Origin of the sequence: Winogradskyella forsetii (assembly GCF_013394595.1) — a bacterium.
GTDB lineage: Bacteria > Bacteroidota > Bacteroidia > Flavobacteriales > Flavobacteriaceae > Winogradskyella > Winogradskyella forsetii.
In genome coordinates this window covers 805,855-820,255 of sequence record NZ_CP053348.1, presented here as the reverse complement: position 1 = coordinate 820,255, position 14,401 = coordinate 805,855, and the positions used below count along the sequence as shown (strand labels likewise).

The window sequence follows — 14,401 nt, the reverse complement described above, 5'->3', positions numbered from 1 at the left end:
CCGTTTTTCCCGCGACCGCATCGGTGGGACATTTTTAATTTCTCTTAATGAGATCCCGAAGCAAGTTCAGGATGTAAATCAAAGTTTATATACTTAAACTTTGATTTCCACTTCAACTCCACTTGGTAATTCAAGCTTCATTAAAGCATCAATCGTCTTAGAAGATGAAGAGTAAATATCCAATAACCTCTTGTAAGAGCTTAATTGAAATTGTTCTCTAGACTTCTTGTTAACGTGTGGTGAACGTAACACAGTGAAAATTTTCTTGTGCGTTGGTAATGGAATTGGACCCGTTACTACAGCACCTGTGCTCTTTACTGTTTTTACAATCTTATCAGCAGACTTGTCCACTAAGTTGTGATCGTAAGATTTTAATTTTATTCTGATTTTTTGACTCATTTTCTTAAGATTTACGATTCAACTCCTTTAGCTGCTTTGATTACTTCTTCCGATACATTCTGAGGGGTTTGCTCATAGTGAGAGAACTCCATAGTTGATGTTGCTCTACCTGAAGATAATGTTCTTAAAGTAGTAACATAACCAAACATTTCTGATAATGGCACAGTAGCTTTTACAGTTTTTGCACCAGCTCTATCACCCATGCTACTCATTTGTCCTCTTCTTCTATTTAAATCACCTACTATGTCACCCATATTTTCTTCAGGTGTAATCACCTCTAGTTTCATGATAGGTTCCATTATTACAGCTTTAGCAGCTTTTGCAGAATTCTTAAATCCTAATTTCGCAGCTAATTCGAATGATAATTGATCTGAATCGACATCGTGATAAGATCCATCCTTTAAAGTTACTTTCATAGAATCTACTTCGAATCCAGCTAAAGGTCCATTGACCATTGCCATTTTAAATCCTTTTTCAATTGAAGGGATAAATTCTTTAGGAACGTTACCACCTTTAATTACAGATTCAAATTGTAATCCTACAACACCTTCGTCTGCTGGCTCAATCGTAAATACGATATCAGCAAATTTACCACGACCACCAGATTGTTTCTTATAAACCTCTCTATGATCTGCAGCTTGTGTAATAGCTTCTTTATATTCTACTTGTGGCTGACCTTGGTTAACCTCAACTTTAAATTCTCTACGTAAACGATCTACAATAATATCTAAGTGAAGCTCACCCATTCCAGAAATAATAGTCTGGCCTGAAGCCTCATCAGTTCTTGCTGTAAACGTTGGATCCTCTTCTGCTAATTTAGCTAAAGCCATCCCTAATTTATCAACGTCTGCTTTTGTCTTAGGCTCAACCGCGATACCAATTACTGGATCTGGGAAGTCCATAGATTCTAAAACGATAGGATGTTTTTCATCAGACATAGTATCACCAGTCTTAATATCCTTAAATCCTACTGCCGCTCCAATATCACCTGCTTCGATAAAATCAATCGCATTTTGTTTATTAGAGTGCATTTGGTAGATACGTGAGATACGCTCCTTTTTACCTGAACGGTTGTTCAAAATGTAAGAACCTGCATCTAAACGACCTGAATAAGCTCTAAAAAACGCTAAACGACCTACGAAAGGATCTGTTGCAATTTTAAATGCTAATGCTGAAAAAGGTTCGTTAACACTAGGCTTACGTCTTTCTTCTTTGTCAGTGTCAGGATTAGTTCCAACTACACTTTCTCTATCCATAGGCGATGGTAAATAACGACATACAGCATCTAATAAAAACTGCACCCCTTTATTTTTGAACGACGAACCACATACCATTGGTATAATAGCCATATCCATTACAGCAGCTCTAAGTGCAGCATGCACCTCTTCTTCTGTAATAGAGTTTTCATCTTCCATGAATTTTTCAAGTAGATTCTCATCATAACTTGCTACTTCTTCGATTAATAAAGCACGATACTTACGCACTTCATCTTTCATATCTTCAGGGATATCAACCACATCGAAAGTAGATCCGTAGTTGTCATCGTGCCATACAATAGCTCTGTTTTTAACTAAATCTACAATACCTTTGAAGTTATCTTCATCACCAATGTTCAAAACAATTGGTACGGCGTTAGACTTCAACATATCTTTAACTTGCTGACAAACTCCTAAAAAGTCTGAGCCCTGACGGTCCATTTTATTAACGAAACCAATTCTTGGCACTTTATAGTTATCTGCTAGTCTCCAGTTTGTTTCAGATTGTGGCTCAACACCATCCACCGCACTAAATAAGAACACTAAACCATCTAGAACACGTAAAGAACGGTTAACCTCAACCGTAAAATCTACGTGACCAGGTGTGTCAATAATATTGAAGTGATAACTTTGTGCATCTTCAGTTGGTTCACCATTTTCTTTAGGAAAAACCCAGTCACAAGTAGTTGCAGCAGATGTAATTGTAATACCTCTTTCTGCCTCTTGCTCCATCCAGTCCATTGTAGAAGCACCATCGTGTACTTCACCAATTTTATGTGAAACTCCCGTATAAAAAAGAATACGCTCTGTTGTTGTTGTTTTACCAGCATCAATATGAGCCGCAATTCCTATATTTCTTGTAAGTTTTAAATCTCTTGCCATTTCTTAAAATCTAAAGTGTGAGAATGCTTTGTTTGCTTCTGCCATCTTATGCGTATCAGCTCTTTTCTTAACAGCGGCTCCTTCTTCTTTAGCTGCTGCTAAAACTTCTGCCGCTAAACGTTGCGCCATAGATTTTTCGTTTCTTTTACGTGAATAGCTAATTAACCATTTCATCGCAGTTGAAACCTTACGGTCTGGACGAATCTGCATCGGAATCTGGAATGTTGCACCACCAACACGACGACTACGTACTTCTACGTGAGGCATCACATTAGACAACGCTTCTTTCCAAATTTCTAAAGCCGTTTTTTCGTCATCATTTTTTTTCTCTTCAACAATATCAATTGCATCGTAGAATACTTTAAAAGCCACAGACTTCTTACCATCCCACATCATCATATTAACAAAGCGTGTTACTAACTGATCGTTAAATCTTGGGTCTGGTAAAAGCGGTCTCTTTTTTGCTGCTCTTTTTCTCATGTCTTCTTCTTAAAGTTTTTAATTACTTTTTAGGGCGTTTTGCACCATACTTAGATCTACGTTGTGTTCTTCCAGATACACCTGCTGTATCTAAAGCACCACGAACGATGTGATATCTAACTCCTGGCAAATCTTTTACCCTTCCACCTCTAACCAATACTATCGAGTGCTCTTGTAAATTGTGACCTTCTCCACCAATGTATGCATTTACTTCGTTTCCGTTTGTTAAACGAACCCTTGCCACCTTACGCATTGCTGAGTTAGGTTTTTTAGGTGTCGTTGTATAAACACGAGTACATACACCACGTCTTTGAGGACACGAATCTAAAGCAGCCGATTTACTCTTCTTGGTTATTTTGGCTCTTCCTTTTCGTACTAATTGTGAAATTGTTGGCATATATTTCTATATAAATTTTATTAACCCTCACTTTTGAGGGCTGCAAAGGTAGAAATATATATTTATAATTCAAACAGTTGTGAATTAATTTTTCAAAGAAATATAAACTTTTATTTTATTCATATATAATATCCTCTATTTTTACGTTACATAAGCGATATTCTGTACACTATTGATGCCTATTTTTAGCCGTTTTCTTTATCTTGTTCTAATTCTGGTTTATTCAAATCTAAGCATTGGTCAATCACTTATTTTAAATATTGCAGGAGAAAATGAAACCGCAACAAAGGCTATCGACTCCTTAGGGTACCAAAAACGCTTTGACAATTATAACGGGTTACAATTAGAAATCAATAGTCTAAAGCGCCAATTAACCAATCTTGGATTTATTGACGCCTTAACTGAAAGCGTCACCAAACAAAATGACTCCCTTTTTGAAGCAGAACTTACATTAGGCAAACGAATTGATAACATAAGGATCTATTATGGTTCTAGTTTTAACGTGAAATTATTGCAAAGCATCAATTATAAATCTGGCGATGGTTTTTTCGAGATAAAAATAACAGAGGCTGAAAACTATTTAAAAAACCTCAATTCTAAAATCGCTGAACAAGGTGATCCGTTTTCAACCTTACAACTTATTAATGTGGCCAAGTTGAATCCTGAATTAATTTCGGCAGATCTCAAAATTGTGACCAACCAAAAAAGACGTATCGATAATATTATTGTAAAGGGTTACGAGAAGTTTCCAAAGTCTTATATAAAACGTTTCTTAAAGCTTAAAACCGGTAAATCGTTCAACTTAAAAGCCATTCGAAATAAAGTTGAGCTTTTAGAAGATTTGCGTTTTGCCAGCAAGATTAAAGACCCTGAAGTGCTTTTTACCCAAGATTCCACAACGCTATACTTATACATAGAAAAAAACAGAACCAACAACTTTGATGGTTTCCTAGGTTTTGGAACTAATGAAAACACCAACAAGATTGAATTTGATGGGTATTTGGATTTAAGACTAATCAATAACCTCAACTACGGCGAAACTTTAAACCTTTTCTACAAAAGTGACGAAATTGACCAACAAACCATTAATGTAGATGCAGATTTACCTTATTTATTCGCTTCTCCAGTTGGACTACAGGTTGGTCTCAATCTTTTTAGAAAAGACTCTACCTTTTTGACCGCTAAACAATATGCCAAGATTAATTATCAAATAAATGCTCGGCATAAAATTGGAGTCGGAATCAATGCTACTAATTCTACTAACCTATTGGAAAACGATACCGAAATTTTAAATGATTATAAAACCAATTATTATACGCTTCATTATAATTATACAAAGCCCCAATTTTACGACCCTTTATTTCCTATTAATTTTTGGCTTGATTTTTCTTCTGGTTTTGGAGATAGAAAAAATAATTTAGGAACACAAAACCAAACTGTATTTAGTATAGACACTTATAAAATCTTTAACCTTAATAATAAGAATAGTTTTTATACTAGACTAAATGGATCGCTGTTAACGTCTGATGATTATTTAGATAATGAATTATTTCGTTTTGGAGGCATCAACTCTATTCGTGGATTTGAAGAAAACAGTTTAGTGGCTAATCTATTTGGAGTCATTAATACAGAATACCGCTATAGATTAAGTAGCGGTATTTATGTGCATTCGGTTATAGATGCTGCGTATTTTGAAAATAAACTCACCTTAAGTAAAGAAAAGCTTTTTGGTTTTGGATTGGGATTGGGATTACTGACCAATGCTGGCCTCTTCAGATTAAATTATTCCGTTGGCAAGACTGACAATCGTCAGTTTAAATTATCGGACTCTAAAGTTCATGTGAGTTTAACTGCTACTTTTTAAAACTGTTTCAATACCTTTACAGCATAAAAATCCATTAGGGATATTAGCAACTTACAATCAAATTACTAAATCTATAGAAATATCATCTTTAATTTAGGACATTATAATATTAATGAAAAAAGACACCACAATTTTTGGAATTAGAGCCATTATAGAAGCTATAAAATCTAACGAGACTATCGATAAGGTTTTTATGCAAAAGGGACTGCATGGCGAACTATATAAGGAATTAGAAAATCTAATCCGTTCCGAAGGCATCAACGCTTCTTACGTGCCCATAGAGAAGTTAAATCGATTAACACGTGGTAACCATCAAGGTGCGGTGGCTCAAATTTCGCCGATTGCCTTTCATGATATTGATGATCTCGTCATGAATGTTATTGAATCTGGCAAAACACCATTGTTCCTATTGCTAGATCAATTGAGTGATGTTAGAAATTTTGGAGCTATTGTTCGTACAGCAGAATGTACTGGCGTCCATGGTATTATCATTCAGAAGAAAGGTGGAGCGCCTATAAATGGAGACACTATAAAAACGAGCGCTGGTGCCATTTTTAAAATGCCCATTTGTAAAGTAGATCATATAAAAGATGCGGTTTTCCACATGCAATCTTCAGGAATAAAAGTTATAGCTGCAACGGAAAAAGCAGACAACTATTTATACGACGTTTCTTTTAAAGAACCTTGCGCTATAATTATGGGTTCTGAGGGAAGAGGCATTAATCCTTCGGTTTTAAAAGTGGTGGACGACCAAGCAAAGCTTCCTATTTTAGGAGAGATAGAATCATTGAATGTTTCTGTGGCTTGTGGTGCGTTTCTATATGAAGCTGTTAGGCAACGGAGTTAGTTCTCAGTTTTTCAGTCGTCAGTTGGCAGGATCATTATTGGACTTTTTGAAAATGTAATTGATATTAGTATTCTGATTCTCATTTGATTCAAGCTTTAAATTTTTTTCAATGTCAGATTCGATTTCAATTTCTTTTTCGACTTCTGGTTCAAACTCAATAAAATTACCGTCTTCATCAAAATGCTTCATAAATGGATCATCATCTTCATTGTAATCCGCCTGTTCCCATTGGTAACGCTCAGGTTTCGCTATTTGCTTCCTAAATATTAACGCAAAGATCAACCCTGTAATCAAACCAGCTAAATGGCCTTCCCAAGACATGCCGCTTTTAATTGGGAATACATACCAAATCATACTTCCATACAGGAAAATAACCAATAAGGACAATGCAATAAGTCTGTAATGCTTGGCAAAAATGCCTTTGAAGAACATAAAACTGACCAATACATACACCAAACCACTTGCTCCTATATGGTTTCCATTATTGGCAATCAACCAGGTTAAAAATCCTGAAAACAAAATGCCAAAGCCAATAACTTTCCAAGCAATTTTATTATAAAAATAAAACAAGGCTAAACTCAATACAAAGAGAGGAATAGAGTTACTATAAATATGATTGATATTTCCATGCAAAAACGGACTAGTGACAATACCTAATAAGCCTTCAATTTTTTGTGGTCTTATGCCAAATGCCTTTATACCACTATCAATTCTAACTTGAAACCAAAACACCAACCAAATAGTGAACAGAATTATCAGTGGGTAGACAATAATACTGTTAGAATATTTGAAGTGTTGGTTCTTGCTCATGAGTAAATTTAAAGAAAGCATTTCAAATTTATAGCCAAACTGATATTGTATGAAAAAATGGCAGATACTTCAATTATAAATAAAACGTAGATGCACTTAAAAATTAAAACAGATTTCAAGGCTTTTGAAGGATTGTGAAAAAATTAAAGATTTTTAAACGCGTCTTATAAATTTTAAAATAATCGATCCATCACAAAAGCATTTTGTAATTTTGAACTATGAATACACCTTTAGCCGAACGTTTAAGACCAAACACACTCGACGACTATCTAAGTCAGCAACATTTAGTGGGTAAAAACGGGATGTTGTACCAACAAATTAAAAGTGGTGTGATTCCTTCGTTGATACTTTGGGGACCACCTGGTATTGGTAAAACCACATTAGCCAATGTCATTGCTAATGAATCGGAGCGTCCGTTTTTTAAATTGAGTGCCATAAATTCTGGAGTTGCAGCTATAAGGGAAGTCATTGATAAAGCTAAAAAAAGCGGTGGATTATTTACGGCAAAAAATCCGATTTTGTTTATTGATGAAATCCATAGATTTAGTAAATCGCAACAAGATTCTCTTTTAGAAGCCGTTGAAAAAGGTTGGGTGACCTTAATTGGAGCTACGACCGAAAACCCAAGTTTTGAGGTCATTTCTGCTTTGCTTTCTAGATGTCAAGTTTACACCTTGAATGCCTTCAGTAAAGACGATTTAGAAGCGTTATTGCAGCGTGCAATTACAGAAGACACAACCCTTTCAAAATTAAATATTGAATTAAAGGAAACGGAAGCCTTATTACGATTCTCTGGAGGTGATGCTAGAAAATTGCTGAATATATTTGAATTGTTAGTGGCGTCATTTGAAGATAGAGATATTATAATAACCAACGATTTAGTCACAAAGCAAGTCCAAAGTAAAGCGGCTCGCTACGATAAGACTGGAGAACAACATTACGATATTATCTCTGCATTCATAAAATCGATTCGTGGTAGCGACCCAAATGCAGCTGTTTATTATTTAGCACGCATGATTGAAGGCGGCGAAGACGTGAAGTTTATTGCCAGACGACTTTTAATTTTAGCAAGTGAAGATATCGGAAATGCGAACCCAACCGCCTTGGTAATTGCGAATAATACATTTCAAGCGGTTTCTGTAATTGGCAATCCCGAATCACGAATTATTCTAAGTCAATGCACAACCTATTTAGCCAGTTCTGCAAAGAGCAATGCTGCCTATGAAGCTATTGGTAAAGCACAACAATTAGTTAAAGACACAGGTGATTTGTCTGTACCTTTAGCGATAAGAAATGCACCAACAAAGCTGATGAAAGAATTAGGTTATGGCGATAGTTATAAATATTCCCATAGCTATGAAAATAACTTTGCTGCTCAAGAGTTCTTGCCAGAAGAGATTGCCAACACCAAATTATACAATCCTGGAAATAATGCTCGTGAGCAGGCCCAACGGAATTATTTGAAGTCGCTTTGGAAGGACAAGTATGGGTATTAGTTCCCGTTTTTACTGCGGACATTTCCCGAAGGGAAAAGTAGGCAGTGTTCAGTAAGAAGTATAATGTGGTTTTTTAATTATATTTTAAATAAAACAGTCTTTGGTGATTTTTTCCAGTAGACGTTTAACCTTGAATACTGCGACCCATCCGAAAGTGCCTTTTAAGTAAGGGAAGGCTTTGAATGAATACGCATTAAACTCGTTTTAAAACTTAACGTTCATTGATTGTTGCTCTTCAAGTTCTCCATTATTTTCAGAGTAATACCAAAAACCATCTTCCTTAAAAACAATGGCACTTTTCCCCTTCACTATAAACACATTTTTTGCTGCGGTATTGAGTAAAATCATAACTATTCTTGGTTCAGAATTTACCAGTTGAAAACCGTTTTTGATAGGTTGTGCATAATATATTTCTGAAGTATCTGGCTTAGACAGAACCGCTATGGTTTCATCATCAACGTCCTTGGCTTCATCAATGATTTTGTCTGCTTTACGCTGAGCTATCACAACATCAGCCTTCTTTTCTTCATAATCGCTCTCTACTGATGATTGCACAACTGTATCTTCATCTTGTGATGCAACATATGAATAATCTAAATTTTGAAAGGTTTCAAAAGCTTCCCTTATGGCTTCAGTATAGGCCTTTTGATAATCCTTTTCTCGCGATTCTCCTATTTGAGAGGTCATTACAATGTTACCGAAACAATCTTTCAGTGTAATTTCTAGTTTGGTTTTAAACAACCCTCCTTTTGCCTTGGCAACCTCAGAGTTTAGTGCCAAACATCTACTAATCTTTAAATCTTCTGGTAAATCATCGCTAGTAAAATAAGCTTCATATCCATATTTATTGAATAAGAATTTTAATAGGGAATTCAGCTGGTACTGATCTTCACTATTAGAAATCTCGAAGGTCTTTGGTACAAGGACGTACTTAAAATTGTTAATGTCTTTTTGTGCCGTTCCACATAAACTCATAAGAATAAATGAAACTGTAAAAATTATTTTCTTGAACATATTTTATATTTTTTAAAGATGATTTATAAGTGTTTTTAAATTTGTGACGCGTTTATAACCATGACCATTATAGGCATCTTTATAATCAAAATGAATGGTATCCATTCCAATTTTATGTGCGCCTTCGATATCTGCTTCCAGACTATCACCAATCATAATACTCTCTTTAGCATTAGCATTGGCTAAATCCAAGGCAAAGTTAAAAATTTTAGGATTAGGTTTCTTTACGCCTACCATTTCAGAATTCGTAACGGTTTTAAAATAAGGTTTAATATTTGAAGCTACCATTTTCTTTTCTTGTGCCTCCTCAAAACCATTAGTAATGATATGCAATTCGTATTTATTTTTTAGGTAATCCAGAATTTCAAAAGTCCCATCAAACAAATAGTTGAATGAAGAAAGGTTGTCAATATAAGCTTCAGACAAATGATTAATCATTTCATCTTCAACCGTAATGCCTACGCCATCAAACGCTTCTCGTAATCTTCCGTAACGTAAAGCTGATTTTGTGACCTTTTCCTCTCTGTAGAGTTTCCAATAATTCAAGTTTATGGGTTCGTATATAGACAAAAAATCATTGAGTTCAACTTCAATTTTATTCAAATTAAAAATCTTTTCGAACGTTAAACCAGAGTTTTTATCAAAATCCCAAAGGGTATGATCCAAATCGAAAAAAACATGTTTTATAGGGTTTGTCATTCAGCAGATTCTAATATTAAATTAAATAGCGACCTATAGCCTTTCCAACGGTCTAGATTACTAAATGCATAATTATGAAATATAGGAATAAAAGTACCATTTACGGCCTTAACTTCTTTGATTATTTTCTGTAAATGTTCTGTTTTATCTAATTCTGAATGGTACTTTAACAACCCATAATCCAAACATTGATACGAATTGATCTGTAATGGTGTCTGCACTTCATAATCCAAATCGTAAAACTGAAATGGTGTACATGTACCTGCTCTAAAACCTAAGGTATTGATGTAGCCCATCGTAAAATCCTGATGGATTTCCAATTCCACTAAATTACGATACGAAGTTGGTATATTCAATTTTGAAAATGAATGGCGAACCGCTTTTAAATCGGTATGTGTTATCGTTTCCATCTTAAGTTTTTCTTTTTTAAGAATAGATACGTCATCTAAAGAGAGGTATGATGCTTTAAGGCCAACATCACAATAATCCGCAACCGATTTAATAAGTGAAACAAATAGTTTTTTATTAGTATTGATGTTTTTATCATAAGTTGAATAATCGCCCAAAAGAAAGAGCACCATAAACTTAAAATCGTATTGTTTCTGTTTTCTAATGATCCATTTAAACGTATCGTAAGGGTCTCGCTTAAAACCCATGAGCACCAAATACCGCAAATACAATTGTTTTAGCTTGAAACGTCTAAGATCATTTAAGGTACCGCCAATGGTTCTTAAAAACCCTTTTTGCTTAAAGTAATAGGCCATTGGCACATCAATAACCGGTTGAATGCGATACTTCCGTGTGGGAAATTCGTAATCAGGAAACCGTTCCATCAGAATGTCCTTCAGCTTATAAGCCCAAATATCTACAACAGGTTGATTTAAAAATTTATTCTGAAAAGCTATACTCTCAGATGCCAAAAACCGACCATATTCATCTCTTACATGCGGTAAATATTCTTCATATCTACTCAGCAGATAAAAAGATGCGGCAAAAATATCGAATGGTAAATCGCTACGTTCTCCCGTAGGAAAAAATCCCTTGGTATTATCCCATTGTTGCACGTTAATATCGATATCGGAAAGACCAGTTTCAAACAACAACTCATTACTTCTTACAAACAACTCATGACTCAACGGTTGTTTTGTATAGGACATCTTCAGGCTGTCGTGCGCAATAAAATCTTCGATTTTTGAAGTAAATCGTACCTCTATTCCTAAAATACGCTTACAAATATGCTTAAACGTATAGGTAACTCGTGGTGTGATTTTATGTGTGTAAACTAGTAACATAAGGCTTCGCAAATTCCAAAAATCTAAAAATAACAAATTCCAACTTCAAAAGTCCAAATTCTAAATATTGTTATTTACTCTATTTTTTTAGAATCTAAAATTATTTTAAATTATTAACTCTTGAATTAGGAAAATTTCAAAGTTGGAATAATACATTTGTAATTTTGTGTTTTATTTTTGGAATTTAACATTCCTAAAGAATGTTCTCATCTGCGAAACTAAAGTACGCCTTCTCGGTTATAATAAGATGGTCCAGAACTTTTATATCCAAACTTTCTGCCGCCACTTTTAATTTTTGGGTCACTTCCCTATCGGATTTACTTGGTTTTAACGTTTCTGATGGATGGTTATGGCAAAGTATTAAGGCCGTTGCACCAACCTCGAGCGCATTTTTTAGTACTAAGCGCACATCGACTAACGTTCCCGTAATTCCGCCTTTGCTCAATTGGTTTTTATGAATGACTTTATTAGAATTGTTGAGATATAGAATCCAGAATTCTTCATGTGGCAAATCGCCAATTATGGGTTGCATCACCTCAAAAACCGAACGGCTCGATATTATTTTATCTAATTGGAGCGTGTCTTCCAAACGTCGACGTCTCCCCAGTTCCAATGCTGCAGCAATGGTTATCGCTTTGGCTTCTCCTATACCTTTAAATTCCATTAATTGTGCAATAGACAATTTTCCCAAAGCATTCAGATTATTGTCAACGCTTGCAAAAATACGTTTACAGAGTGCCACAGCACTTTCTTCTCGGTTCCCAGATCCGATTAAAATGGCGATCAATTCAGCATCACTTAGTGATGTTTTCCCCTTATCCCTGAGCTTTTCACGCGGCTGATCGTCTTGCGACCAATTTTTAATAGAAAACGAAGTTGATTTCCCTGACATGCTCTAAAGATAAAAAATTGTAAATTTAAGCATCAATTAAAAACAGGAAATATGAAATCTATTTTTGAAGAAAATGCTTATCATGAAATAAAATCTAGAATTGATAACTTAAATGAAAATTCTCAGGCTAATTGGGGAAAAATGAACGTTGGGCAAATGGCATGGCACTGCCAAGGCCCATTTAATATAATGCTACAAAAAGAAAATTACGGTTTAAAACCCAGTTGGTTGGCTAAAGTTTTCTTTAAAAAAGCACTATACAACGACAAGCCATGGCGTAAAGGTTTGCCAACCGCCAAGTTTTTAAAAGCTAAAGAGGATAAGGCATTCAATAGCGAAATTAGTACGCTTAAAACCTTAATTGATGAAGCTTTTGCAGAGAAAGCAAAAACCGAATGGGAGCCACATCCTGCATTCGGCTATTTTACAGCGCAACAATGGGGACAACTACAGTACAAACATCTCGATCATCATTTAATACAGTTTGGAGTCTGAATGAATTGTTCAATACTAAGTATTCAGAAATCATATATCAACAATCGTAAATCAAAAATAAATTGTACCCTCCAAAACACCATCAAGACAACGAAAAAAATCACTCTGTAGAAGTGATAAAAACGTATCCTTTGGCGACGGTAATTTCCGTTAAAGACAACCAACCTTTCATCACACACTTGCCGCTAATTTATGACGATGGAAAATTAATCGGACACATTGATATTTATAATCCACAAACCGAATTATTAAAAAACAATAATAACGTTACTGTTATTTTTAGTGGTCCCAGTTGTTATATTTCGCCTAGTATTTATAGCACAACCCAGCTTCCGACATGGAATTATATAAAAGTGCATATAACCGGAAAAGTAAAGGCTGTAAAAGACAACATGGCCTTAAAACAATCGCTAATTACTATGACCGAATTTCTTGAAGCGCCAAACCACCATTATGTTTTGGAAGCGGATAATCCTCGTTTGGACAGTAATCTTAAATACATTGAACTCTTTGAAATTGAAATTACGAATTGGGAAGGGAAATTCAAATTATCCCAAGATAAAAAGCCAAGAGATATAGAAGCTGCTCGTGAGGAATTAATAAGAGCAAATCAGGAGAGTATAAAACAATTTTTAGATACGGTATTTTAATATTTTGTACCTTATAATTTTTAATCCAAACCCAACAATATGAAAGACTTAAAAAAAGAAGATATTAGTCAAGAAGTTTTCGATTTATACGATGATTATGCACACAATAAACTCAACAGAAGACAGTTCGTTGAAAAACTCGGCATATATGCAGTTGGCGGTTTAACGGTGTCATCACTATTAAGTTTTATGTCTCCTGATTATGTAAATAGTTTGTTGGTACAACCCGATGATCCCACTTTAGATTCCGAATATATCACTTACGAATCTCCAAAAGGTGGTGGCACCATAAAAGGGTTATTGTCGCAACCAATAGATAACAAAACCAAATTGCCAGGTGTCATTGTGGTGCATGAAAACAGAGGACTGAATCCATATATCGAAGATGTTGGAAGACGCACGGCAAAAAAAGGGTTTATTTCCCTAGCGCCAGATGCCCTATCGCCTCTTGGAGGTTATCCAGGAAATGATGACGACGGTAGAACCATGTAGAAAAAGCGGAACCAGCAAGAAATGCTCGAAGATTTTATTGCGGCTTACCACTACCTAAAGCATCATGAGAATTGCGATGGCAATGTTGGTGTGGTTGGGTTTTGTTTTGGAGGATGGATCTCCAATATGATGGCTGTTCGCTTACCAGATTTAGGTGCTGCCGTTCCATACTATGGCAGACAACCAGAGGCCGAAGATGCTGTAAAGATTAAAGCACCTCTTCTACTCCAATATGCCGAATTAGATACCAGAGTGAATGCAGGTTGGCCAGAGTTTGAAAAAATACTCATCGAAAACGGAATAGACTATCAAGCCTATATGTATCCAGGCGTAAATCATGGTTTTCACAATAATACGACACCAAGATATGATAAAGAAGCCGCAACCTTATCTTGGGACCGAACGATTGCTTTTTTTAACGAACACCTGAAATAAT

General features: G+C 35.3%; 14 protein-coding genes and 1 pseudogene. 6 read left to right on the top strand and 9 right to left on the bottom strand.

What is annotated here, in order from left to right:
* Positions 1-93: 93 nt before the first annotated feature.
* From rpsJ to rpsL, 4 genes are read right to left on the bottom strand one after another with little or no spacing between them, the layout of a single operon-like run.
* The gene (gene rpsJ / locus HM987_RS03435; protein ID WP_007650482.1) at positions 94-399 is read right to left on the bottom strand and encodes a 30S ribosomal protein S10; all 306 of its coding nucleotides are present in this window, start codon (positions 397-399) and stop codon (positions 94-96) included.
* A gap of 11 nt (positions 400-410) precedes the next feature.
* Positions 411-2,537: an elongation factor G gene (fusA, locus tag HM987_RS03430; protein WP_179005281.1), complete on the bottom strand. Its 2,127-nt coding sequence runs from the start codon at positions 2,535-2,537 to the stop codon at positions 411-413.
* A gap of 3 nt (positions 2,538-2,540) precedes the next feature.
* The gene (gene rpsG / locus HM987_RS03425; RefSeq protein WP_179005279.1) at positions 2,541-3,017 is read right to left on the bottom strand and encodes a 30S ribosomal protein S7; all 477 of its coding nucleotides are present in this window, start codon (positions 3,015-3,017) and stop codon (positions 2,541-2,543) included.
* 22 nt (positions 3,018-3,039) lie between these two features.
* Positions 3,040-3,414 carry a 30S ribosomal protein S12 gene (gene rpsL, locus HM987_RS03420; protein ID WP_019386263.1) on the bottom strand — a complete coding sequence of 125 codons (375 nt, stop codon included), beginning with the start codon at positions 3,412-3,414 and terminating at the stop codon, positions 3,040-3,042.
* 175 nt (positions 3,415-3,589) lie between these two features.
* Between rpsL and HM987_RS03415 the strand changes: the two genes are divergently transcribed.
* Positions 3,590-5,278, top strand: a complete 1,689-nt coding sequence (locus HM987_RS03415) for a POTRA domain-containing protein (protein WP_229724573.1) — start codon at positions 3,590-3,592, stop codon at positions 5,276-5,278.
* 112 nt (positions 5,279-5,390) lie between these two features.
* The gene (gene rlmB / locus HM987_RS03410; protein WP_179005277.1) at positions 5,391-6,125 is read left to right on the top strand and encodes a 23S rRNA (guanosine(2251)-2'-O)-methyltransferase RlmB; all 735 of its coding nucleotides are present in this window, start codon (positions 5,391-5,393) and stop codon (positions 6,123-6,125) included.
* A gap of 18 nt (positions 6,126-6,143) precedes the next feature.
* Here the strand turns inward: rlmB and HM987_RS03405 are convergent, their stop codons facing one another.
* Positions 6,144-6,935: a rhomboid family intramembrane serine protease gene (locus HM987_RS03405; protein ID WP_179005275.1), complete on the bottom strand. Its 792-nt coding sequence runs from the start codon at positions 6,933-6,935 to the stop codon at positions 6,144-6,146.
* A gap of 218 nt (positions 6,936-7,153) precedes the next feature.
* Here HM987_RS03405 and HM987_RS03400 point away from each other — a divergent pair, with 218 nt between their 5' ends.
* Positions 7,154-8,431: a replication-associated recombination protein A gene (locus HM987_RS03400; protein WP_179005273.1), complete on the top strand. Its 1,278-nt coding sequence runs from the start codon at positions 7,154-7,156 to the stop codon at positions 8,429-8,431.
* 204 nt (positions 8,432-8,635) lie between these two features.
* Here the strand turns inward: HM987_RS03400 and HM987_RS03395 are convergent, their stop codons facing one another.
* The 4 genes from HM987_RS03395 to radC form a co-directional block, all read right to left on the bottom strand.
* Positions 8,636-9,445 (bottom strand): hypothetical protein, encoded by an 810-nt coding sequence (locus tag HM987_RS03395; protein WP_179005271.1) that lies wholly within the window; start codon positions 9,443-9,445, stop codon positions 8,636-8,638.
* Between the two features lie 12 nt (positions 9,446-9,457).
* On the bottom strand, positions 9,458-10,144 hold the full coding sequence (locus HM987_RS03390; protein WP_179005269.1) for a YjjG family noncanonical pyrimidine nucleotidase: 687 nt from the start codon (positions 10,142-10,144) through the stop codon (positions 9,458-9,460).
* Positions 10,141-11,436, bottom strand: a complete 1,296-nt coding sequence (locus HM987_RS03385) for a polysaccharide deacetylase family protein (protein WP_179005267.1) — start codon at positions 11,434-11,436, stop codon at positions 10,141-10,143. Before HM987_RS03385 ends, HM987_RS03390 begins: the two co-directional genes overlap by 4 nt.
* 193 nt (positions 11,437-11,629) lie before the next feature.
* On the bottom strand, positions 11,630-12,328 hold the full coding sequence (radC, locus tag HM987_RS03380) for a RadC family protein (protein ID WP_179005265.1): 699 nt from the start codon (positions 12,326-12,328) through the stop codon (positions 11,630-11,632).
* A gap of 51 nt (positions 12,329-12,379) precedes the next feature.
* Between radC and HM987_RS03375 the strand changes: the two genes are divergently transcribed.
* From HM987_RS03375 to HM987_RS03365, 3 genes and pseudogenes are all read left to right on the top strand, one after another.
* The gene (locus HM987_RS03375) at positions 12,380-12,823 is read left to right on the top strand and encodes a DUF1569 domain-containing protein (protein ID WP_179005263.1); all 444 of its coding nucleotides are present in this window, start codon (positions 12,380-12,382) and stop codon (positions 12,821-12,823) included.
* A 62-nt stretch (positions 12,824-12,885) separates the two neighbouring features.
* Positions 12,886-13,473: an FMN-binding negative transcriptional regulator gene (locus HM987_RS03370; protein ID WP_179005261.1), complete on the top strand. Its 588-nt coding sequence runs from the start codon at positions 12,886-12,888 to the stop codon at positions 13,471-13,473.
* 39 nt (positions 13,474-13,512) lie between these two features.
* A pseudogene (locus HM987_RS03365) lies at positions 13,513-14,400 on the top strand (dienelactone hydrolase family protein).
* Position 14,401: the final 1 nt, after the last annotated feature.

Bases quoted from the DNA above. Each gene is read 5' to 3' on its own strand.
- rpsJ (WP_007650482.1), bottom strand. From the start codon at position 399: ATGAGTCAAAAAATCAGAATAAAATTAAAATCTTACGATCACAACTTA.
- fusA (WP_179005281.1), bottom strand. From the start codon at position 2,537: ATGGCAAGAGATTTAAAACTTACAAGAAATATAGGAATTGCGGCTCAT.
- rpsG (WP_179005279.1), bottom strand. From the start codon at position 3,017: ATGAGAAAAAGAGCAGCAAAAAAGAGACCGCTTTTACCAGACCCAAGA.
- rpsL (WP_019386263.1), bottom strand. From the start codon at position 3,414: ATGCCAACAATTTCACAATTAGTACGAAAAGGAAGAGCCAAAATAACC.
- HM987_RS03415 (WP_229724573.1), top strand. From the start codon at position 3,590: ATGCCTATTTTTAGCCGTTTTCTTTATCTTGTTCTAATTCTGGTTTAT.
- rlmB (WP_179005277.1), top strand. From the start codon at position 5,391: ATGAAAAAAGACACCACAATTTTTGGAATTAGAGCCATTATAGAAGCT.
- HM987_RS03405 (WP_179005275.1), bottom strand. From the start codon at position 6,935: ATGAGCAAGAACCAACACTTCAAATATTCTAACAGTATTATTGTCTAC.
- HM987_RS03400 (WP_179005273.1), top strand. From the start codon at position 7,154: ATGAATACACCTTTAGCCGAACGTTTAAGACCAAACACACTCGACGAC.
- HM987_RS03395 (WP_179005271.1), bottom strand. From the start codon at position 9,445: ATGTTCAAGAAAATAATTTTTACAGTTTCATTTATTCTTATGAGTTTA.
- HM987_RS03390 (WP_179005269.1), bottom strand. From the start codon at position 10,144: ATGACAAACCCTATAAAACATGTTTTTTTCGATTTGGATCATACCCTT.
- HM987_RS03385 (WP_179005267.1), bottom strand. From the start codon at position 11,436: ATGTTACTAGTTTACACACATAAAATCACACCACGAGTTACCTATACG.
- radC (WP_179005265.1), bottom strand. From the start codon at position 12,328: ATGTCAGGGAAATCAACTTCGTTTTCTATTAAAAATTGGTCGCAAGAC.
- HM987_RS03375 (WP_179005263.1), top strand. From the start codon at position 12,380: ATGAAATCTATTTTTGAAGAAAATGCTTATCATGAAATAAAATCTAGA.